Origin of the sequence: Neolewinella sp. (assembly GCF_965214665.1) — a bacterium.
Taxonomy (GTDB): domain Bacteria; phylum Bacteroidota; class Bacteroidia; order Chitinophagales; family Saprospiraceae; genus Neolewinella.
The window spans coordinates 2,745,274-2,765,885 of the sequence record NZ_OZ243970.1 but is presented as its reverse complement, the minus strand read 5'-3'; the positions used below and the strand labels follow the sequence as shown (position 1 = coordinate 2,765,885).

The 20,612-nt window shown below is 60.3% G+C and carries 17 protein-coding genes; 4 read left to right on the top strand and 13 right to left on the bottom strand.

Going from position 1 to position 20,612, the window contains the following annotated elements; translation table 11 throughout:
- Position 1: 1 nt before the first annotated feature.
- The 3 genes from ACOOHD_RS11940 to ACOOHD_RS11930 form a co-directional block, all read right to left on the bottom strand.
- The gene (locus ACOOHD_RS11940; RefSeq protein WP_420458109.1) at positions 2 to 3,130 is read right to left on the bottom strand and encodes a PVC-type heme-binding CxxCH protein; all 3,129 of its coding nucleotides are present in this window, start codon (positions 3,128 to 3,130) and stop codon (positions 2 to 4) included.
- Between the two features lie 346 nt (positions 3,131 to 3,476).
- Positions 3,477 to 4,145, bottom strand: a complete 669-nt coding sequence (locus tag ACOOHD_RS11935; protein ID WP_420458108.1) for a transposase — start codon at positions 4,143 to 4,145, stop codon at positions 3,477 to 3,479.
- A gap of 126 nt (positions 4,146 to 4,271) precedes the next feature.
- Positions 4,272 to 5,126 (bottom strand): hypothetical protein, encoded by an 855-nt coding sequence (locus ACOOHD_RS11930; RefSeq protein ID WP_420458107.1) that lies wholly within the window; start codon positions 5,124 to 5,126, stop codon positions 4,272 to 4,274.
- Positions 5,127 to 5,640: 514 nt separating this feature from the next.
- On the opposite strand from ACOOHD_RS11930, the gene ACOOHD_RS11925 reads away from it, so the two are divergent.
- Positions 5,641 to 6,135 (top strand): hypothetical protein, encoded by a 495-nt coding sequence (locus ACOOHD_RS11925; RefSeq protein WP_420458106.1) that lies wholly within the window; start codon positions 5,641 to 5,643, stop codon positions 6,133 to 6,135.
- Here the strand turns inward: ACOOHD_RS11925 and hemW are convergent.
- From hemW to ACOOHD_RS11905, 4 genes are read right to left on the bottom strand one after another with little or no spacing between them, the layout of a single operon-like run.
- Positions 6,132 to 7,307 (bottom strand): radical SAM family heme chaperone HemW, encoded by a 1,176-nt coding sequence (gene hemW / locus ACOOHD_RS11920; protein WP_420458105.1) that lies wholly within the window; start codon positions 7,305 to 7,307, stop codon positions 6,132 to 6,134. The genes ACOOHD_RS11925 and hemW overlap by 4 nt on opposite strands.
- Complete coding sequence (locus tag ACOOHD_RS11915; RefSeq protein ID WP_420458104.1) at positions 7,307 to 7,918, bottom strand: tetratricopeptide repeat protein; 612 nt, start codon at positions 7,916 to 7,918, stop codon at positions 7,307 to 7,309. The genes hemW and ACOOHD_RS11915 overlap by 1 nt, the downstream gene beginning before the upstream one ends.
- A gap of 39 nt (positions 7,919 to 7,957) precedes the next feature.
- Entirely contained in the window at positions 7,958 to 8,824 is an 867-nt protein-coding gene (gene tatC / locus ACOOHD_RS11910) for a twin-arginine translocase subunit TatC (RefSeq protein WP_420458103.1), read from the bottom strand.
- Positions 8,825 to 8,845: 21 nt separating this feature from the next.
- Positions 8,846 to 9,706 (bottom strand): SDR family oxidoreductase, encoded by an 861-nt coding sequence (locus tag ACOOHD_RS11905; protein WP_420458102.1) that lies wholly within the window; start codon positions 9,704 to 9,706, stop codon positions 8,846 to 8,848.
- Positions 9,707 to 9,865: 159 nt separating this feature from the next.
- On the opposite strand from ACOOHD_RS11905, the gene ACOOHD_RS11900 reads away from it, so the two are divergent.
- Complete coding sequence (locus tag ACOOHD_RS11900; protein ID WP_420458101.1) at positions 9,866 to 10,534, top strand: ABC transporter ATP-binding protein; 669 nt, start codon at positions 9,866 to 9,868, stop codon at positions 10,532 to 10,534.
- A complete protein-coding gene (locus ACOOHD_RS11895; protein ID WP_420458100.1) occupies positions 10,521 to 11,768 on the top strand; it encodes an ABC transporter permease in 1,248 nt (415 codons plus the stop codon). Before ACOOHD_RS11900 ends, ACOOHD_RS11895 begins: the two co-directional genes overlap by 14 nt.
- On the opposite strand, the gene ACOOHD_RS11890 is transcribed toward ACOOHD_RS11895, so the two are convergent.
- The 5 genes from ACOOHD_RS11890 to ACOOHD_RS11870 form a co-directional block, all read right to left on the bottom strand.
- A complete protein-coding gene (locus ACOOHD_RS11890; protein ID WP_420458099.1) occupies positions 11,765 to 13,480 on the bottom strand; it encodes a GMC oxidoreductase in 1,716 nt (571 codons plus the stop codon). The two genes, ACOOHD_RS11895 and ACOOHD_RS11890, sit on opposite strands and share 4 nt — an antisense overlap.
- Before the next feature lie 129 nt (positions 13,481 to 13,609).
- On the bottom strand, positions 13,610 to 14,227 hold the full coding sequence (locus tag ACOOHD_RS11885; protein ID WP_420458098.1) for a gluconate 2-dehydrogenase subunit 3 family protein: 618 nt from the start codon (positions 14,225 to 14,227) through the stop codon (positions 13,610 to 13,612).
- 5 nt (positions 14,228 to 14,232) lie between these two features.
- A complete protein-coding gene (locus ACOOHD_RS11880) occupies positions 14,233 to 15,954 on the bottom strand; it encodes a GMC oxidoreductase (protein ID WP_420458097.1) in 1,722 nt (573 codons plus the stop codon).
- 108 nt (positions 15,955 to 16,062) lie between these two features.
- On the bottom strand, positions 16,063 to 17,403 hold the full coding sequence (locus ACOOHD_RS11875; protein WP_420458096.1) for a transglycosylase SLT domain-containing protein: 1,341 nt from the start codon (positions 17,401 to 17,403) through the stop codon (positions 16,063 to 16,065).
- Positions 17,404 to 17,462: 59 nt separating this feature from the next.
- Positions 17,463 to 18,545, bottom strand: a complete 1,083-nt coding sequence (locus tag ACOOHD_RS11870) for an alpha/beta hydrolase-fold protein (protein WP_420458095.1) — start codon at positions 18,543 to 18,545, stop codon at positions 17,463 to 17,465.
- A 218-nt stretch (positions 18,546 to 18,763) separates the two neighbouring features.
- Here ACOOHD_RS11870 and ACOOHD_RS11865 point away from each other — a divergent pair, with 218 nt between their 5' ends.
- Positions 18,764 to 19,675, top strand: coding sequence for a hypothetical protein (locus ACOOHD_RS11865; protein WP_420458094.1), 912 nt, complete (start codon positions 18,764 to 18,766; stop codon positions 19,673 to 19,675).
- Here the strand turns inward: ACOOHD_RS11865 and ACOOHD_RS11860 are convergent.
- Positions 19,661 to 20,557: a hypothetical protein gene (locus tag ACOOHD_RS11860; protein WP_420458093.1), complete on the bottom strand. Its 897-nt coding sequence runs from the start codon at positions 20,555 to 20,557 to the stop codon at positions 19,661 to 19,663. The genes ACOOHD_RS11865 and ACOOHD_RS11860 overlap by 15 nt on opposite strands.
- Positions 20,558 to 20,612 lie beyond the last annotated feature (55 nt).

The window sequence follows — 20,612 nt, the reverse complement described above, 5'->3', positions numbered from 1 at the left end:
GTTACTTTTTGACTTCTATGGGGTGCTCCTTAAGTAGCTCCTCGGCCTTATACATGCCCTCGCGGCCGGCCGTGGAGGTGCGCACCGTACCGATCTGCTCGGGCTTGATCATACTGGCCTGGTTACCGAAGGAGTTGCGCACGTAGGTGAGTACGGCGGCCATCTCCTCATTATTCATCAGTCCGCCGTAGGCCGTCATCGGCACCTGACCGTCGTACTGTTTACCGAGTACCTCGAGGGGGCCATAGAGTCCGTAGGTAACTAGCTTGATGAGTCGCTCCGGATCGCCCGTCACCCAGGGGGAGCCGGCCAGGGGCGGGTAACCGGTGGCGCCGAGGCCCTTGCCGTTCTTCTGGTGGCAGGTCTGGCAGTAGCCTTCCTGGGCGTAGAGCTCGGCACCCAGGGCGTAGGCCTTGGCGATGGGACTGTCGGGGTCTTCGGCGATGCTACCCGTGGGTTCGACATACTCCTCACCGGCTACCTGAGCGTGGGCGTTGAGGAGGATGGTCTTCGTGAAGGGATCGTTATTCTGCCGTTCTACTGCGGCGAGTACTTCCTCGGCGTCTTCGGCATTCAGCCAGGTAGAGGCGATGAGAGCCTCCATGCGCACACGGCCATCGGGGTCCTCGGCAAGGGCAAGTAAACGCTCCTTTTGATCGTCCAGCTGGTGACCCATATACCGGACCACCCGTGCGGCGGCGGCGCGTAGGCGGGGTTCTTCAGATTCAGTAGCGGCGTTCAGGATGTCGGTGTCGAGTAGGTTAGCGCCCCAGCTCACGAAGAGGGCCTCGCGGAGGTACTTGTCGTAGTTCGGGTCATTTTTGTCTAGGCCGGCGACCCAGGCGCGGGTCGCGTCCATAACTTCGTTGCTATCGTGATTGCGCAGGACCCGGCGGCTGCGGTAGCGGGCACGGTACTCGGGTAGCTTTAGATTTTCCAGTAGTACCGGAATGCTCGCGTCGGCCACCTTAGGCTCTTCCACTAGCGGCCGGCTGGGGTAGGTGATACGGTATACCCTGCCGTGGACGTGGTCACGCAGCGGGTCACGGGCGTTGTGTTGCATGTGGCCGACTAGCACGTTGTGCCAGTCGACGACGTAGAGACTGCCGTCGGGGGCGAACTCCATATCTACGGGGCGGAAGTTGCCGTCGGTGCTGGTAAAGAGATCCTGCCGCCACTTCGTCTCGAAGCCGGTGCCCTTATCGTACAGCCGGTGCTGCTTCATGCCCAGAAATCCAATGGTGTTGTTGATCAGTAGGTCACCCTGCACCTCGTCGGGGAAGTGGCGGCTGCTGACGATCTCCAGTCCGGAGGTGGGGCGCACCATGTGATCTTCCTCAATGAGGTTGTCGGCCATGGGGCTGTTGACGGCGTAGACGTTCTTTATCGTCGAGGGTAGCATCCAGCGCACGTTGGGATCACTGGTGTGGGCGAAGATGGGTTGGCCCCACTCGTCGAAGATGATGCCCCAGGGGTTGGGGATAGCGATCTGGGCGGTACGCTCCAGGTGGCGGCGCTTGGGGTCGAAGCGGTAGAACCCGCCGTTGGTGGCTCGCACGGGGCCGTAGGAGGTTTCCACGTTAGTGTGCAAGAAAACGCCCTCGCCCATGTAGATGCCTCCGGCGGGGTCGGCCTCGTAGGCGCTGATGTTGTGGTGGGTATCGTGGTCATCGAAGCCACTCATGACGATCTCTCGGTAGTCAGCCTCATCATCGCCGTCAGTGTCCTTCAGGAAGACCAGGTTTGTGCCCTGGGAAACGTACACGCCGCCCTCGGCGAACTCGAAGCCAACGGGCAGGTGCAGGCTATCGGCCCAGACCTTGAGGTTATCGGCCCTGCCGTCCTTATCGGTATCTTCCAGGATGACCAGCTTATCGTTCGGTAGCGCATCGCCCGGCTTGTAGTGGGGGTAGCTGGGCATGACACAGACCCAGAGGCGGCCCTGGTCGTCCCAGTTCATCTGCGCGGGGTTGGCCAGTAGGGGGAAGTCCTCTTCGGAGGCGAAGAGCGCTAACTTGTAGCCGGGGGCCACGGTGAAGGAAGCCATGAGCTCCTCCCCGTAGAGGTAGCGGACGTCCTCGGGGGCCTCCACCTCGTAGTTGGTTTTGACGGGGGGCAGCGGGAGGGTTTCTTCGTCAGCTTTAGCCACGTCGAAGTCGTCGCCAGCCAGGTAGGCCCAGATGGCCTGGTCGCGGTTGCGGGTCATCTGCCGCACCTTGGTGATCTCATAGGGGTAGTTGTCGGGGCCGTAGGGCTTGAAGCGGCGGCCGTAGACGTGCACGCCGTTGGGCATCTTGAAGTCAAGCAACCAGAACTCATTCTTATGCTTGACGGCGGCCAGTAATTCTTCGTCCTCGGTCACCGGCTGGCGGTTGAGGAGCTGCTGGCTGAGGTAGCCGGCCAGTCTGCGGTAACCCGTGTCGTTGAGGGTGATACCATCGGTAGTGAGGCGCTCCTCCCGCATCCACTCCTGGGAGGGAGTGTAGAGGTCGACGAAGGTGACCCCGTTATCGGCCGCCATATCGCGCATGGCCTGGGTGTAGAGCTCCAGGTTTTCGTTCTCGGCTGCACCATCGGGAAGGCCCATATCCGAGGAGTTCTCGTAGGCCAGGGGGGAGACGAGCACCAGCTGGGGGGCGCTTTGTCCATTGTAGCGCTGCTGCTGGGTATGGCGGATGAAACTATCGAGTTCGAGGGCGAAGTTGGTCAGTCCGGCCCGGCCGTTGTAGCTTTCGTTGAGGCCGAAAAAGGCGATGACCACATCGGCATCGAGGCTGTCGAGCCACTGATCTTCCGTAGGGAAAAAGCCCTGACTGTCGCTGTTCTTACTTACCGTGGGGTTGTAATTCTCCGCGCCGGGGAAGGCCCAGGGAGAAACCCGGCTGGCGTGGGGGCGAAAGCCGGCCGTATTACCGGGGTCGCACATGTTACGCACCGTCAACTTGGCCTCCGGATAGGCCTGGTAGAGGGCCGTCTCGAAGTGCCCGAAGTAGGACATCCTGCTACAGAGGTTATTGCCGATGAGCACTACGCTATTGCCCTGCGCAAGGGTGACGGGGCCTGCAGGTTTTTCTTGTTGGCAGCCCAGCAGGAGCAGGGCGGGGAGGAGGAGGGTTAGGAGGTTTCGCACGATCGAGTCTTTCGGTTGCGGAAGATACGGAATGTAGGCACTGCAGGTAGAATTTCCCGTCGGACGGCCTACCCCCGTCGGACGGCCTACCCCCGTCGGACGGCCTACCCCCGTCGGACGGCCTACCCCCGTCGGACGGCCTACCCCCGTCGGACGGCCTACCCCCGTCGGACGGCCTACCCCCGTCGGACGGCCTACCCCCGTCGGACGGCCTACCCCCGTCGGACGGCCTACCCCCGTCGGACGGCCTACCCCCGTCGGACGGCCTACCCCCGTCGGACGGCCTACCCCCGTCGGACGGCCTACCCCCGTCGGACGGCCTACCCCCGTCGGACGGCCTACCGGACTACCCTGCCTGCCTCCAAGTAAATTGATTAGACTTTGGAGGTTTGCGTTTGATGCCTAGCAGTTTTTCGGTCAGCTCAAAATTGCAAAGCATACTGTCGCGCAGACCTTCGTAATCCATAGCTGAGGAGAACTCCCAGTCTAGGGGGTCAAGGACGTAATCTGCCTTCTGCGGATTGTTATGAATGTAGTGAAAACAAGTGCGGAGATAAGGAACAAAATGAGTAAACGGTTTGCCTTCGATGAGGTCAATTTCGGGGCAGAAATCTTGGTAGCCTGGTTTAGCTTTAGTTTTTGCCTTGAACAGAGAGCCCCTACGTTTAAATGCCCTATTGACCTTTTGCGTGTAGCTGCTCAATATCGTTTTAAAGGCTTGGCTAAGGTTCTGCTGATACCTCAACTCGGGGCCAGTTTCTCCTAACTTGAGGAACCGTCCACTCTTGCTGAGTTGACAACCTAACTCCGTAGGTTTCAACATAAAGTGAAAGTGGTCTGGCATCAGGCAGTAAGCGAATATATCAGCATGTGGTAACAGATGAGTTCGACACTTACTTAGGAAAACCTGGTAGTTTTTCCAAGAACGGAACAGCAGTTCGTAGTTGATACTTTGGTTGTAGACGTGGTAAATGATATTGTGTTCGTACATGGCTGCAAATGACAGCTGCGTCACTCTACTATTTGTGGAGTGATGTTAAATTTCGAAGCCCGTCCGACAGCCCTCCCCGTCCGACAGCCCTCCCCGTCCGACGGCCCACCCCCGTCCGACGGCCCACCCCCGTCCGACGGCCCACCCCCGTCATTCTTCCTTCCCAAGCCGCAGCAGTAGAATGCGACTCACCATCAGATCCAGGGCAAGCTTCAGGCTCTTGATCAGCTCACTATCCGACCGGTAGTCGGCCGGGGCCACATTGTGTACGCGACGGCCGGGGCTCATATTCTCGTAGCCGTCCCAACTGCCGTCCTGATCGGGGTCAATAGCAATGGATACCCCGCCGTCTTTTTCCACCGACTGGAAGGCCGACATGTCACTGTGGCCATCGCCTACGTAGATCACCTGTGACATCGGCACGTAGTTGTCCTGGGGGTTGTGGTCGACATAGGTGTTCTCCAGCTCACTGGCCTTGTCGAGGTCTAGTCCCTCGACGAGTTGCTTGATGTAGTGCACCTTATCCACGTGGCTGATCACCCGCCGTGCGGCCAGAATGCGCCCCTCGTCGTCAAAGTGCAGCTCACCCCCGTATACCCGGTCGAACTGCTCGCCGATCAGGGAGTGCTCCGCAATGGTCTTGAACCCCGCCGTCAGCAGCACGAACTCTAGGGTGATGTCGCCGTCCTTTTCGGCGACATACTGCTTCAGGCAGTCGACTAGGCCATCCGCCCCCGGGAAGAGGGGAAATTCCTTGCCGAAGGCCACCATCGTGTCGCGCCGAATGGGGCTATCCGCCCGGTGGCTGTACTCCCGCAGCAGGTCGGCTACAGCAAGGGGCGCCTGCCAGAGATCCCGCTTACGCTCCGTAGCGCGGGCGTCAAAATCGGCGTACGGGATGCCCAGGTGGTCGAAGTAGGCTTGGATAGTACTTGGTCCCAGGGTCTCGTCGAAGTCGAAGATGAGGACGATGCGGTTGCGAAGGGGTTTGGTAGCAGTAGACATAAGTAGGCCAAAGGGTAATGAAGTGATGAACCGGATGCCTCGCTAATTAGGAAGTTGACTGTTAGCACATTGTTTAACCACCAACTGACTGTGTAGTATTTCGTCGTGTTCCCGCTTTAGCTCGTCGACTTGCGTCATCCGGGATGATCCCCCGGCCCCTATTATGGAAGATAAATAAACAACATCACCATGAGCTTCGGAGGAGCTACCGCAGCGATGAATGCGGCCATCAAACGGAATGCTGCCCTAGGCGGGAAACGCAAATTTCTCGGAGACCCTACGCCCGTACATAAGCGAAAGTCCAAGCAGGGTATCTACCAATCAGCTACAGACGCAACCCGCAAAACACTCAAGGATAAGTATAAAGAAGAAGCACGCGCCGACCGCCTCCGGGAGTTGTCAGCTACGCTGATTGGGGTACTGGTAGGCCTGTTTTTGCTCTACTATCACCTAAGTAACGAAACCGCTACATTGAGCATAGACAGACATACATATTCACTTACACATACAGGCTATGAACCCCCTTAAGTACTTTGTTTTTGCCGTCGCCCTCTGCGCCTTCGGCCCCACCGCTACGGCCCAGGACTACGGCTCGGCCGTCGGTCTGCGCTTCGGCTACCCCCTTTCCGTTTCTTATAAGGCCTTTCTTAACGAGACCAATGCCGTCGAGGCCTACGTAGGCTTTCGGGGCTACGGCAGCTTCAGTTGGTTCAGCGTCAATGGCGCTTACCAGATCCATAACGATATTGAATCGGTGGACGGGCTACAGTGGTACTACGGCGGGGGCGCAGGAGTGCAGTTCTGGAGCTACGACTTTTTAGAGGAGAGCAGCACGACCTTTAGTTTAGCCGGGTATCTAGGGCTACAGTACACCTTCGTGGACGCTCCGGTATCGTTGACCCTGGATTGGGTACCTACGATTTTCCTGGGCGATAACTTCGGAGTAGGCTTCAATACCTTTGGTGCGGGCTACGGTGCCTTGGGCGCCCGCTATACCCTGGGCCGCTAGGCAAAGGCATCCGCCGCCACGCCATCCGCCACAGTAAGTCCACGACGGCTGAGCCGGTAGATCGTTGTATCACCCACGGATTCGACATTGCCGTTGCGGAGGTGGGGTACCATCTCGGTGACGAAGTGGCGGCCCAACTCCCCCCCAAAACGCCGCTCCACCTCAGCTACCGCTATCCCTTCCGTGCGCCGCAGTCCCGTCATTACGTACTCGTTGTAGCGGTCGCGCTGGGTAAGCTGTTCCTCCCCAAACAGCAGGGGGCCGGCGGCTACGAAGTCCGCGTAGCTAGTTATCTCCGGCCACACCTTCGCGTACCGTGCATTGTGGCCCACGTTCCAGCGGCGGCGGTAAGCCCCGTCGAAGCTATGCGCCCCGGGGCCGATACCGAGGTAGGGCTGCCCGGTCCAGTACCCACTATTGTGCCGGCTGCGGTGACCGGGGCGGGCGAAGTTGGATATTTCGTAGTGCTCGAAACCGTGGTCCGTCAGGTGATCGACCAGCATGGCAAACTGTATGGCAAAGCGCGCATCGCTCGTATCCGGCACCGCCCCGGTGGCTACCCGGTGGCCTAGGGCGGTTTTGGGCTCCACGGTCAGTGCGTAGGAGGCAATGTGGTTGACACCGAGGCCAGTAGCTAGGTCGAGGTTGCGCTGCCAGGTAGCGTTGTTGGTGGTTTGTCCGCCGTAGATGAGGTCAATGCTGAGATCATCGAAGCCGGCGGCGCGGACCCTTTCCACCGCCGACAGGGCCTGCGTTGCATCGTGAGCCCGGTTCATGAAGCGCAAGTCCTCCTCGCTGAAACTCTGAATTCCGATGCTGAGCCGGTTGACGGGGCTTGCCGCCAGCATCGCCACCGTTTCGTCAGTCAGGTCATCGGGGTTGGCCTCCAGCGTGATCTCCGCACCCCCGATAGCTATCGGGGCCCCGCCCCAGTAGCCGTTCTGGACGATTGCTTCAAAGATTCGGTTCAATTCCGCCCCCGTGAGCAGCGATGGTGTACCTCCACCGAAGTAGATCGATGGTACGCTACCCACGGGCAGCTCCGTCCGTCGTACCTCTAGCTCCCGGACCATACCGTCCAGCACGGCCTCCCGGTGCTTCAGGTTGGTGCTGAAGTGAAAGTTGCAGTAGCTACAGGCTTGTTTGCAGAAGGGGATGTGGAGGTAGAGCACTACCGTCCCTTAGGCCGCCTTCTCTTCCCCCCCCGGCTCATCATCTGGTGGCCCTGCTTGCCCATGCGCTGGGCGGCTTTGACCTGGCCGGACTGTTTGAGCGCAGTGTCGAGCATGTCCATTTGTTCGACGATCTGGGGAAGTTTGACGTTGGTTTCGCGGGCGGCCTTGAGGTATTTCTTAGCGGCGGGGAAGTTCTTGCGGTTGGCCTCGATCTGGGCGAGCTGTAGTTTCAGCATGGCCTTTTCGTTGGCGGTGGGTACGTCGATGGTATCGGCTTTTTTGAGCCAGCCCTCGGCGGCGGTGAGGTCCTTGCGGCTCAGCGCGATGGTGCCGCGCATCATGTAGTAGAAGGCACGGTTGGCGCTGTAGAGCCACTCGGGTTTGAGCGTGAGGTTGAGCAGTTTCTCGCCGCGGTCGAAGTCCTGCACTTGTACCGCCTTAGCGGCCGGGCCCACCGTGCCGAGAAAAATGTAACCAAGGAGTAAGATGAGGCCGGCCAGCAAGAAGGGGAAACCGTACCAGAAGCCGAAGGCCACCCACAGGGCGATGCCACCGAGTATACCGGCACCGATGAGGGCGAAACGAATATAGGGGGGAATGATCAGCATAGCTTGTTGTTCGAGTTGCGTTGCACCGGTGGCCCCGCCCTACATGAGGGAGGCTTCGTACTGCTTCTGGGCGCGTTTGGCAACGAAGATTGAAATTTCGTAGAGGGTGTAAAGAGGGACCGCGATGAGGATCTGAGTGACTACATCGGGAGGGGTGAGCAGCGCGGCCAAAATGAGGATACCAATGATACTATGGCGGCGGTACTGCCGCATGGCCTCGGCCGTGACGAGCCCGAACTTAGCCAAGAAGTAGATGAGCACCGGTAGCTCGAAGATGAGCGCCGCCGGCAGGGTGAACATGATCATGTAGCTGATTACGGAGGCCATCTGCGGCTGGTTAACCGCCCCGCCGACCTCGAAGCCCATGAGGAAGTTGGTGCCAAAGGGGGCTACGATAAAGAAGCCGAAGGCTACCCCAATGAAAAAAAGAATGGAACAGATAACGATCACCCAGCGGGTAGCGCGCTGCTCGGCCGGATAGAGCCCCGGCCGCACGAACGACCAAATCTCATAAAATACGTACGGAAAGGCCACCACGAAGCCGCCCACGAAGGCCATTTTCACCGCCGTAATAAACATCTCTCCGAACTCGATGGCCTGCGGCGTCACATTCGGGGCAGTCATGCACAGCGCCGCCCCAGTGCCTAGCCAGTCGGAAAGTCCACAGAGCACGCGATAGCTCGGGAAATTATCGTGTAACGGACCGAAAAGCACATTGGTGAAGTACCAGTCGCGAAAAATAAAGAGCCCAATGCCCCCCACACAGATAGCGATCAGTGCCCGCATGACGTGCCAGCGCAGTTCTTCCAGGTGGTCGATGAAGGACATCTCCTTGTCCTGCTCGGGTACGGGCTTGCCGTCCGCGTCGTATTTCCAAGTGTCTACGTCCTGTTGGTCGAGGGGCATGGGGCGAAGGTACCACGTAGGTTAGAGAAGAAATTCGTGTACGGCCTGCTCGCTGTACTCCCAGAGTCGGCGGGCAAGCTGCTCGTTGCGGGCCGTGGGGCTGGGCTTGACCAGGCACTGGCTGGGGTTGAAGTAGCGGCCGCTCACCTCGCGTACCTCGGGGCTACTGGCCAGGTAGACGCTGGTGTCGGCACCGGCCTCGGGACTACGTGCGAAGGGCTTGTACATACTCCAGATGGCCTTGGTGAAAAACTTGCCTTTTTTGTTCGCCAGCGAGGTGCCGACCACGCCGGGGTGGAGGCAGTTGGTGGTTAACTCCGTACCGTGGCGGCGGTCGAGCTCCTTGGTAAACAAAATATTGGCCAGTTTGCTCTGGGCGTAGGCGCGGGTGCCGTTATACTCCTTCGGGCCCTGTTCGCCGCGCAGGTTGCCGAAGTCAATGCCGCCCTTGGTGTGCATGGCGCTGCTGACATTGATGACCCGACCGCAGAGGTTGGCGCACTGCATAGCGGGCAGCAGGTTGAGCGTAAGCAGGAAGTGGCCGAGGTGGTTGACGGCAAACTGTAGTTCGTAGCCCTGAGCGCTGAGCTCGAGGCTACCGCAGTAGACCCCGGCGTTGTTGATCAGCACGTCAAGGCGGGGGTGCTCGGCCAAAAAGAGCTCGCTGGCGGCGCGCACGCTGGCCAGATCGGCCAGGTCCAGCGGCAGGGTGTCGATGTGCTCGTTACCGGTTGTCTCGACCAGCCAGTCGGCCGTACGCTGCGCCTTGGTCTCACTGCGGCAGGCCAGCACCAGGTGGGCTCCCTTGCGGGCGAGGCGCTCGGCGGTGGCCCGTCCGATGCCGTCGTTGGCCCCAGTGATGAGTACGGTCTTGTCTTGCATAGCCACTGTGGGGGTAAACGTTTGGGGTGGGGGGGATGGTTGTTAGGTAGTGCGTTGTTGGGTTGTTGGGTTGTTGCGTGGCCGTCGTTGGAGGCAGGGTAGGCAGTACGATGCGGTCTCCGGCAGCGCTGGAATACTGCAGTTCCCTACCTTGCAGAAGTGCTCATCACCAGCCACCTCACCTATCAATATCCCGGCACCGGCCCTACCTTCCATTTCCCCGACCTCCACATCGCGGTAGGTGAGCCCACCCTCCTCCTAGGCCCCAGCGGCTCCGGCAAGTCTACCTGGCTGCACTTGCTGGCCGGTATCCTTACTCCAGAGAGCGGACGGATGGAGCTCGACGACACCGACTACGCTCAGCTTAGTGGTGCGGCGCTAGACCAGTTCCGCGGCCGCCACATTGGCATCATCCTCCAGCGGGCCTACTTTCTGGAAGCCCTCAGCGTACGGGAGAACCTCGCTATTGCACGCCGCACGGCGGGACTACCTGCCAACGATACGGTACTGAACATTACCCTGGACCAGCTCGGCATCGCGCACTACGCCACCAAGCGCCCGCGCCAGCTCAGCGTAGGTGAGCAGCAACGGGTCACGATCGCCCGTGCCCTGGTGAACCGGCCGAAGTTGATCCTGGCCGATGAGCCCACCAGCGCGCTAGATAAGGGCAATGCTCACCGGGTGAGTACCCTGCTACGCAGTCGAGCCGCCGAGCTCGGTGCCGCTCTGGTCGTAGTCACCCACGACGAGCGCCTACGGCCCAATTTTACCCACGTTGTCGAGCTTGAATCCCTCACCGCGCAACCCACCGCCCGTGTCGATCCTTAGCCTGGCCCTGCGCAACCTGCTGTACCGGCCGTGGACTACGGCGCTGAGTCTCATCCTGGCCGCCCTCGGGGCCGGGCTCATCAGTCTCATCCTGCTGCTCAACTGGCAGTTGGAGCAGCAATTCGACCGCAACCTGGCCGGCATCAACCTGGTCGTAGGCGCCAAGGGCAGCCCCCTACAGCTCATGATGTCGAGCATGTACCACATCAGCTCGCCCACGGGCAATGTGCCGCTAGAGGGTGTCAAACCCTTTCTGAATCCGGAACACCCCTACATCGCGCTGGCTGTGCCGCTCTCCCTGGGCGATAGCTACCGCGGGCGGCGCATCGTCGGTACCCGCCCTACCTTTCTGCAACTCTACGACGCCGAGCTGGTTGAGGGCACCATGTGGACCCAGCCTATGGACATCGTAGCCGGAGCCTCCGCCGCCCGCGAGCTCGGACTAACACTAGGCGATACCTTCCGTAGCAGCCACGGATTGATCGAGGACGAAGACCTCACCCACCAGGATGCGCCTCCATTTCGCGTCGTCGGTGTTCTCGCCCCCACGGGCACTGTAGCCGATCTTATCTTACTCACCCCCACCGAGAGCCTCTGGGCGGTACACGATACCCACGGCGAGGACCACAAACACGACCGTACGCACGCGCATACCTACGATGTCACCCAACCTCTGGGCGCCTACGAGGATAAAACCATCACTTCGGTACTCATTCGCTTCAAGGGAAACAGCGTCACGGCCCTCAACATGCAGCGTAGCATCAACGAGAATACGGAGATGCAGGCCGTCACACCATCCATTCAGCTGGCCGAGCTCTACGCTACGGTGGGGCAGGGCGAGGAGGTACTGCGGCAGCTGGGTTACGTGGTAGTGGGGGTGAGCATCCTGAGCATCTTCATCGGTCTATATAGCTCACTGGACCGCCGGCGGGGGGAGCTGGCCCTGCTACGAAGCCTAGGAGCGGGTCCGGGCAAGCTATTTGGACTGCTGCTCCTGGAAGGAAGCTTTACCGCGGTCGCAGGTGCAACGTTGGGGTTGGTTATCAGCCACCTGGGCCTGGCGGTGATCGCGCGTTATTTCTCCACCGCCTACCGCTACGACTTCCGTAGCTGGGTCTTTCTACCGGAGGAGGGCTGGTTACTGCTGGGGGCGCTGGTGGTGGGGGTACTAGCAGCTAGTCTGCCGGCGTGGCGGGCGTCGCGGGTGGATGTGCACCGGACGTTAACTAGCTAGAGCGTGCCACTTTTCTTCAGCTCCCTATCCATATAGTCCACCGCCCGGGCCGTCATGGCCATGTAGGTGATCGACGGGTTCTGGGTACCGGAGCTGACCATGAAACTGCCGTCGGTGACGAACACGTTTGGGACGGCATGTACCTGGTTCCACTTGTTCAGTACGCTGGTTTTGGGATCGCGGCCCATGCGGGCGGTGCCCATCTCGTGGATGGCGGCTCCTACCGCGGTGGGGTCGTTGTGGACCTCTAGATCCTCAAACCCGGCGGCATTCATCATTTCTTCCAGGCAGGCTACGCCGTCGGCGCGGAGCTTGGTTTCGTTGTCCTTTAGGCCGGCGTCGAAGACGAGGGTAGGGATGCCGTACTGGTCCGTCTTCGTCTCGTGCAGCGACATCTGGTTATCGTGATAGGGGAGTAATTCTCCGAAGCAGGTAGCACTGAATACCCAGTCACCGGGTTCGGTGATCGCCTTTTTGAAGTCCGGGCCGAGGGGTGCATTCACATTCGTGTACCGCGTCAGTCCGCCCTGGTAGCCGAAGCCGCGGATGTAGTCGCTGCGCCGGGTAGCCTCGTTGATGTTGCGGAAGCGGGGGATGTAGAACCCACCGTTCGGCTTACGCCCCTTGTAGTACTTATCCCTCATGCCGTCGAAGGTGGCCGAGCCACCCATGCCGTAGTGGTGGTCCATGAGGTTGTGGCCGAGCTCGCCGCTGTCGTTGCCGAGTCCGTCGGGGAAGCGCTCCGACTTGCTATTTAATAGGACGGCGGTGGAACCGATCGTACTTGCGTTGCAAAACACGACGGAGCTAAAGTACTCCCGCGTCTCCTTCGTCTCGGCGTCGATCACCCGCACGCCGGTAGCCCGCTGGGTCACGTCGTCGAAGATGATGGAGTGCACGATGCTATCGGCCATCAGCGTGAAGTTGCCCGTATCGTTGGCCACCGGAATGGTCGACGACAAGCTGCTGAAGTAGCCTCCGTAGGGACAGCCTCGCCAACAGCGGTTGCGCGCCTGACACTGTCCGCGGGTACCGTGGTGGAGCTCGGGGATGTATTTGGTCAGGTTAGCCGTGCGACCGGGGGTGATGATACGCTCCGGGAATGCTTTTTCGACCGCCTGTTTGAAGTGGTCCTCGGCACAGTTAAGGTCGAAGCTGGGCAGGAACTCTCCGTCCGGCAGGTGCGCCAGTCCCTCCTTCTTCCCCTGTACGCCCACAAACTTCTCTACATAGGTGTACCAGGGCTCGATGTCGGCGTAGCGGATCGGCCAGTCGATGGCAATGCCATCCTTCAGATTGCCCTCGAAGTCGAGGTCGCTCCAGCGGTAGCAGTGCCGCCCCCACATGATGGAGCGCCCCCCCACGTGGTGGCCCCGGATCCAGTCAAACCGCTGCTTTTCCTCGTAGTCGTACTCATCGTCCTTGACGATCCAGTGTTTGTTGTCCTGCTTCACCCACCAGTGCAGGCGGTTCTGCTTGTAGTAGTGGGCGGCGATCTCCTCGCGCGGCACCAAGTTCTGGTAGTCCAACTCCCAGGTATCGAGATTGGCCGTGGGGTAGTCGTTGTGCTTGACCATGCGGCCACGCTCCAGCATGAGCACCTTATAGCCCTTCTTACACAGCTCCATGGCCGCATACCCGCCGCTGATACCGGAGCCGATAACGATGGCGTCGTAGGTGACCGACTCGGCCCCCTGGGAATTAAACTTCATGAAATTAAGATTTAGACGCCTGTCGGCTGGTTAGACGCCTTTGGCTGGTTAGACGCTATCGCTGGTTAGAGCCGTCTAACCAGCGCAGCGTCTAACCAGCGCAGCGTCTAACCAGCCGACAGGCGTCTACTATATCGCCCAGGCCCGTCCACCAGTAAGCTCCTGCAAATCTCCACAGGGAATGTACTCCCCGGGCACCGGCAGGTAAGCCAGCACCTCAGTACCGATGGGTTCGCTGTTGAACCAGGCGCCGACAATCTGCGACTTGAGGTCAAAGTAGGTGTCTTTGGCGCTAACGTCGCCCTCGGGCATAGTGTCCCATTTAGTGTCGGGATCCTTATAGTGAAGGTCCTGATCCTGGAGGTAGACGAGGGCTTTTTCGGCATCGAGCTGGCGGAAGCCGGCATCGGGATGGTCGGCGTCCATCTTGCGCATCAGCTCCTTGAGGCCGCTGCGGAACTTGTCGCGGGCGTCTTCTGGGTACACCTCGCCGACCATCTTATCGACCATCTCGTGGGCACCGACGTCGATGGCACCGGGGGTATCCGTGCGGGGGATGATGACATCGGCCAGCTTGGTGATGTACTCGAACTCCTCGTCGTTAAAGAAACCGGGTTTGTAGACAGCTTCTCCGGCGGCGACGGCTTCGTCGCGCTTACAACCGGCCAGCAGGGCGGAGGCAACGGGGCCACTGACAGCGACACCGGTGAGGTAGGCGGTATACCGCAGTAATTCTCTTCTCTTCATCTTGCTTAGATGTTCATCTTTTTGAGTTCGTTGACCGCGTGCTCGGCCGCCCGGGCGGTGAAGGCCATGTAGGTCAGGGAGGGGTTAACGCAGGCGGCCGAGGTCATGAAGGCACCGTCGGTCATGTAGACGTTCGGCGCGGCCCAGAGCCGATTGTGCTTATCGACCACGCTGTTCTTGGGGCTGCTGCCCATGCGGGACATGCCCATCTCGTGGATGCCCAGGCCGGGATAGGAGTGTGCGTTGTAGGTGCTCACGTTCTTGATGCCCGAGGCTTCGAGCATCTCGGCTGCGTCGTTCATCATGTCGTCGACCATGGCGTACTCATTCTCGCCCCACTTGGCGTCGAAGGTCAGGGTGGGTAGGCCGTCCTTATCGAGTACGTCGCGGTTGAGGAACATTCGATTCTTCGTATCGGGCAGGGTCTCGGCGAAGGCCGTCATACCCATTGTCCACTTGCCCGGACGGATCAGCGCCTCCTTCAGCTCGGGGCCGATCTTGACGTTCATCTCGCGCACGTTCTGCGACCAACTGCCGCGTCCGGCGCCGCCCTGGTAGCCCCAGCCGCGGAGGTAGTCCTTCTTGCTGGCCCGGTCACCGAGGTTCTGGTAGCGGGGGATGTAGATACCGTTGGGCTTGCGGCCCTTGTCAATGCGGTCGCCAAACTCATCGGTATCACCCGAGGCGCCCACGCGGAAGTGGTGGTCCATGACATTGCCGCCGAGCTCACCGCTGGTGTCGAGTACGACTTCCTCCTCATGCTCCGTATTCATGACGATGTAAGAGCTCGGGATGGCCGAGGCGCATAGAAATATGACCTTGGCGTAGGCCTCATGGTCTTCGCCGGTCTCGGAGTCGCGGAAGCGTACGCCCTTAGCGCGCTTATTTTCCTTGTCGTAGATCAGGGAGTAGACCGAGCTGTTGGGCCTTAGCGTCATGTTGCCCGTCTCCTGCGCCACCGGAATGGTCGAAGACAAGCTACAGAAATAGCCCCCGTAGGGACAACCCCGGATACAGCGGTTGCGGAACTGACACTGTCCGCGCGTACCCTTGTGTACCTCCGGATCGTAGGCTGTAAGGTGGGCTACCCGGCCGGCGGTGATAACGCGTCCGTTCATGTTTTCGGCCACACCCTGGCGGACTTTATCCTCCACGCAGTTGAGCGGCATCATGGGCAGAAACTTGCCATCGGGCAGCTGGGCCAGGCCGAGCTTTTCACCACTGACGCCGGCGAAGGTCTCCACGTAATCGTACCAGGGTTCGATCTCGGCGTAGCCTACGGGCCAGGGGGTCGCGATACCTTCTTTAGCGTTGGCCTGGAAGTCCATATCGCTCCAGCGGTAGCTGTGCCGGCCCCACATGATGGAGCGGCCACCCACGTGGTAGCCGCGCATCCAGTCGAAGCGTTCTTTTTCGCTGTAGGGGTGCTCGTCGTCCTTGACGAACCAGTGCTTGCTGGCCTCCTGTACGGTGTAGCCCGTGCGGTTCTGCTTGGGGTAATGCGTTTGAATTTCCTCGGCGGGTACCCGGCCCATGTTTTCGAAGTCCCAGGTGTCCAGGTTGGCCGTAGGATAGTCATTGTGCTTGACCATGCGGCCCTTTTCCAGGACCAGGGTCTTAAGGCCTTTTTCGCACAATTCTTTCGTAGCCCAGCCGCCGCTGATGCCGGTACCCACTACGATGGCGTCGTAGGTGACCTCTGCGTCACCCTGTGAATTGAATTTCATGCAATCGATTTCTAAGTTCCCCGCTTTGAGGCGGTAAAATAAGAATAATAGTAGCAGCAGTAGAGTTGCTCACTATTCTTTTGTCCGTCGACTGGCTTGCCAATAAAATTACTTCCTAAATAGCTGCCACCAGCGACGGGCTTCCACCGGCTCGCTATACAGCGGCTCGGGTAGGCTATCGAAGTACCTGCGGTAGGACTTTGGTAACCGCGGCTGTGCATCCGCCAGCAGCTGCGGGGCCGGAGGCAGTACATCGCGGCTTCGGGTATCGTAGGGCTGGTACATGTCCACGTCGTAATAGTGGAAGGCTTCCCCCAGGCTCACTGAGTCCTGTTCACCCCGCTCACTCCACACCAGCAGGCGGTCAACCGCTTGATCGTACCGCTCTGCTACCTGGCGTATCGTCGTATCTCCCGTCTCGGCGTAAACCTCCCGGCGCACGTAGTAGCGATCGGCGTTGGTCTCTCCCTCGGCTAGCAGCGGGTGCGACCAGGGTAGCTCGGCACTATCCTCGCGGGCCCCGGCGGGGTGCAGGGCCAAATACTCCAGCATGGCCGGTACTACCCGCTGGGGGAGTTGCAGCAGGTGACCGCCCCGCAGCCCCGGCAGATAGCCCCGTACGTACTGCGGATTCATCTCGATGACAACCTCGGGGCGCAGACCCGTTACCTGAGCTATCCGATAAAGACTGATCTTGCGGTGCACAAGAATACGCTCGGTCAACTGGTCGTCCAGCGAGATCTGGGTAGCCGGCAAACCGAAATCGTGGTGGTAGCTCATCAAAAACACCGCCGCGATGAAGCTGGGCACGTAGGCCCGCGTTTCCCGTGGCAGGAAGCGGCGCAGTTTCCAGTAATTGCGGCTGCCCGAGCGGCGGATGGCCCGGTTTACGTTGCCCGGTCCGGAATTGTAGGCCGCCAGCGCCAGGGCCCAGTCGCCGTAGCGGTCGTACTGGATGCGTAGGTAGTCCAGGCCGGCGGCACAGCCCAGGGTGGGGTCGAGCCGCTCGTCCAGTTCGTCACTTACGATCAGGCCCAGCTCGCGGGCCGTACCCGGCATGAGCTGCCAGAGCCCGCCGGCACCGACGCGGCTGATGGCCCACGACCGTAGCGCGCTCTCCACGATACTCAGGTGCTTGAGCTCCAGCGGCAGGTCGGCCTGCTGGAGTTGCTCTTCGAAGATGGGGTAGAAGCGCGCCGACCGCGCCAGCATCCGCCCGCTCGATACCGGCCAGTCCTGAATGTAGTTGACGATCCGGCGAAACACCGCATCATCCATTTGGTAGTCCAGCAGCGACTGGTCCATAGCTCCCAGCCGGCGTTCCACCTCCTCGCGGCTCAGCTCCATGATTTGCCGGGCCTGCCGTTCGGCTGCCGCCTCGTTCATGGCACCGAGCAGTACGGGCAGACAAAAGCCTAAGCAGAGAATAAAACAGGAGCGGAGGACCAAGGGCGGAGTACTGTGTAGTGTCATAGTGGAACGCCGCAATATAAAAAATCTGATGTTCCTCAGCGGTCGGCAAAAAATAACCACTCGATTGCTTTGGGAAACTCCCGTCCCCAACGTGCCTCGTTGTGCTGCCCCAGCGGGTCGACGGCCATCTTTAGTTCCAGCTGCGTCGTGCCGGTCTGTTGCAGCAGTTGATCGCGGAACCGTTCCATGTTGGGTACCATATTTTTACTTTCTGCTTCCCCGCCGTAGAGGTAGATACGGCCCCGGTAGCGGTGGGTGAGCCTCATCAGGTTGAAGGGAATCTCGGGCGTCACCCACAGACTAGGGCTGAACACCATGATGCGCTCATACACATTGGGGTAGAGAATGCCGGCGTAAATACTGATCAAGCCCCCCAGGGAGCTTCCCCCAATACCCGTGTGCTCCGGCTCCGGCCGCGTACGGAAGTGCTCGTCTACGTAGGGCTTCAGCCGCTCGGCCAGGAAGCGGGTATAGGCGCGTCCGTCCCCCTTCCCCAGCCGGTTGCGAAATGACGGCGTGAACTCACTCATGCGCTGCGCCTCGGCGTGGTCGATGGCAATGATGATCAGGTCGCCCATGCCCCGCTCCGCCAGACTCGCCAGCCGCTTATCCACCCCCCAGCTGCCGTAGGGCGCGTAGTCATCGAAGAGGTTCTGCCCGTCCTGTAGGTACAGCACCGAATAGCGCTTATCGGTGGCGTAGTAGTCGTGAGGGAGCAGCGCTGCCACCCGGCGGGTACGGATCAACTCCGGGATCTCGAACTCGTGGCTGATCACCTCGATGCGCGGTAAGAGGTCGCTTTTGTATTCTAGTCCGGAGCTGGCCCAGTTTTCCACCCGGTCGGGTACACTCCAGGGTTTTCCGGTATGGCGCAGGTGGTTGAGGGTACTTTCACCGTAAAGGCCGAGTTCTACGCCTTCCCAGCCGCCGCGGGTGTACTTGTACTCCACCTTTTCGTTTGCTTCGAAGTGGAAGGTACGCCGGTAGGTGCCGGGCTTGTCGTCGGCCTCCATGCGGTAGGTGGCATCGCCGGCCGTCCAGTTGTTGAAGGTACCGGCTACGTAGACGGGCCGGTCGTCGTCGGTGGTGGTGATGAGTTTTAGGGTGCGTTGGGGCATGGGGGCAAAAGTAGGGTAGGGGGCGGGGCAGTTCACCACAGAGTCCCCGGTGGGGCCACACGGAGGGATTCACGGAGGTTTCACAGAGGCAGTCGTGATAAGAGGCGCACAGAGGTCTGCGCTTGGCGGCGCGATGGGTAAGTAGGTAACCATAAAATAACATTGCGCGACTAATTTGCGATTCGCTTCACCCGATTTAATTCTCTGTGCATACCTCTGTGAAACCCTCTGCTCCCTCCGTGGTGAACTTGCCGCCCTTCCACGCCCTGAGCACCCGCGGCCCCGCCCTACTGCTCCTGCTCTGCCTCATCACCGCCTGCCACCCCACCGCCCCCCGCAAATTCCCCCTCCCCGCACGCATCAACGAAGCCTCCGGGCTGGTCATCGACGGCAATGAACTCATCTGGCACAACGACAGCGGCGACGGGCCCTACCTCTACACCACCGACCGCGCCGGGAAGCTGCTGCGCGTAGATACCCTCGACGCCCGCGCCTTCGACTACGAGGACATTGCCGCCGACGAAAACGGACTGCTTTACGTGGGCGACTTCGGTAACAACACCGGCCGGCGGACCGAGCAGACGATCTACCGCTACGATCGCGCCGCCCAGCGGACCGACTCCATCGTCTACACCTACCCGGGTGAGGACGGACAGGGCCGCCTCGCCCCCGGCAACTACGACTGCGAGGCGATGGTGGTAGCTGACGGGCGCGTACACCTGTTTACGAAGGATATGCTCTTCGGGGCGCGGCCCTTTTACATTAAGCACTTTACGGTGCCTACCGAGCCGGGGACCTACGTGGCTGAGCTAGTCGATAGCCTTTACCTGCCCCGGCGGGTGGTGACCGGAGCAGCGCTAGACCGGGAGCAGCGCTTGCTCTACCTGGTAGCCTATAACTTTCGTATGCTGCTGGGTTTTCTGCCGTCGAGCTCCGCCTCGCTGATCACGCTGAGTGATTATCCGGAGGGGCGTTTTTTGGAGGGAAAGATGAAGCGCAGGAATATTGCCTGGGCCCTGCCTACCCAGCACGAGGCGGTGGCGGTGTATGACGATGAGTATATCTATGTAGGGGCGGAGGCAACGCGGTTGCGGGGGTATGCCATTGCCCGTAGACTAAAACGGCGGTAGGGGAGACGCCCACTGGCGGCTATTTATGCGGTAGATGATGACGTACTTACTGCCGGTGCTCGCTACCCGCGGCCAGAGAGAGTGAATCAGCCGCTCAGCCATCGGGCGGGTTACCACCTCCTGGCGTACCAGGTCGCCCGCGTAGAGAAAGATGCCTCCGTAATACGTCGACTGCCGAACCCGGTACCTCAGCGGGGCAAGCTGGGTAAAGCGGGCCGTGTCACTAAGGCTTACCAGCTCTGGCTCGTTGATGAGGTAGGCCAGCTTCCCGTAGCGGTACACGGCGGCCCAGTCGTAGGCAGCCACCGCCAGGTCAAGGGGCAGGGGGTAGGTCGGCTGCCCCTCTACGTAACTATTAATTACGCTGGTATCGACGATGGAATTTTCCGTCTCCCAGCTGCCGAGGTCGCCCGTATTGTAGGCCATGAGCACCGCCCGGTCCACCGGAGGCACGCCCTGCACCGACCGGTCCCGGTACTGGTGCAGCCGCACGGTGCAACTGATGACCTTACCCGGGAGCCGCTCTCGTAGCTCCTCCAGAAAATTGAAGTATGCCTCCCGCGTATCCGCCGTCCAGTCGCTATCCAGCTGTAGCTCTGTGAAGGGGTAGGGAAAACTGTGGGTAAGTAGCTCGGTCACGTCCTCCGCCAGACTGCCCAGCGGATGCTGAAAGACCTCGTTAGTGAGGAACACGACCGGTACGGCCTCCACCGGCACCGTATCCCGCGCCTGCAGGATGGCCGACGGCCTCGCCCGCCCGTTTTCCCAGCTTACATCGAAGACCTTTATGTACAGGCGATCGGCGTGGTGTGCTTTTAGCAGCGAGTCCGGTACACTGAGCTCGGTCTGCCAGTGGTAAAAGGCGTAGGTGGGTGGGGGCACTTCCTGCGTACAAGCGGTCAGCAAAACGACTAGCACCGATGCCGCAAGTCGGCTG

Coding starts and splice junctions, on each gene's coding strand:
- ACOOHD_RS11930 (WP_420458107.1), bottom strand. CDS start 5,126: ATGTCTACTGCTACCAAACCCCTTCGCAACCGCATCGTCCTCATCTTC.
- ACOOHD_RS11925 (WP_420458106.1), top strand. CDS start 5,641: ATGAACCCCCTTAAGTACTTTGTTTTTGCCGTCGCCCTCTGCGCCTTC.
- ACOOHD_RS11915 (WP_420458104.1), bottom strand. CDS start 7,918: ATGCTGATCATTCCCCCCTATATTCGTTTCGCCCTCATCGGTGCCGGT.
- tatC (WP_420458103.1), bottom strand. CDS start 8,824: ATGCCCCTCGACCAACAGGACGTAGACACTTGGAAATACGACGCGGAC.
- ACOOHD_RS11905 (WP_420458102.1), bottom strand. CDS start 9,706: ATGCAAGACAAGACCGTACTCATCACTGGGGCCAACGACGGCATCGGA.
- ACOOHD_RS11890 (WP_420458099.1), bottom strand. CDS start 13,480: ATGAAGTTTAATTCCCAGGGGGCCGAGTCGGTCACCTACGACGCCATC.
- ACOOHD_RS11885 (WP_420458098.1), bottom strand. CDS start 14,227: ATGAAGAGAAGAGAATTACTGCGGTATACCGCCTACCTCACCGGTGTC.
- ACOOHD_RS11880 (WP_420458097.1), bottom strand. CDS start 15,954: ATGAAATTCAATTCACAGGGTGACGCAGAGGTCACCTACGACGCCATC.
- ACOOHD_RS11870 (WP_420458095.1), bottom strand. CDS start 18,545: ATGCCCCAACGCACCCTAAAACTCATCACCACCACCGACGACGACCGG.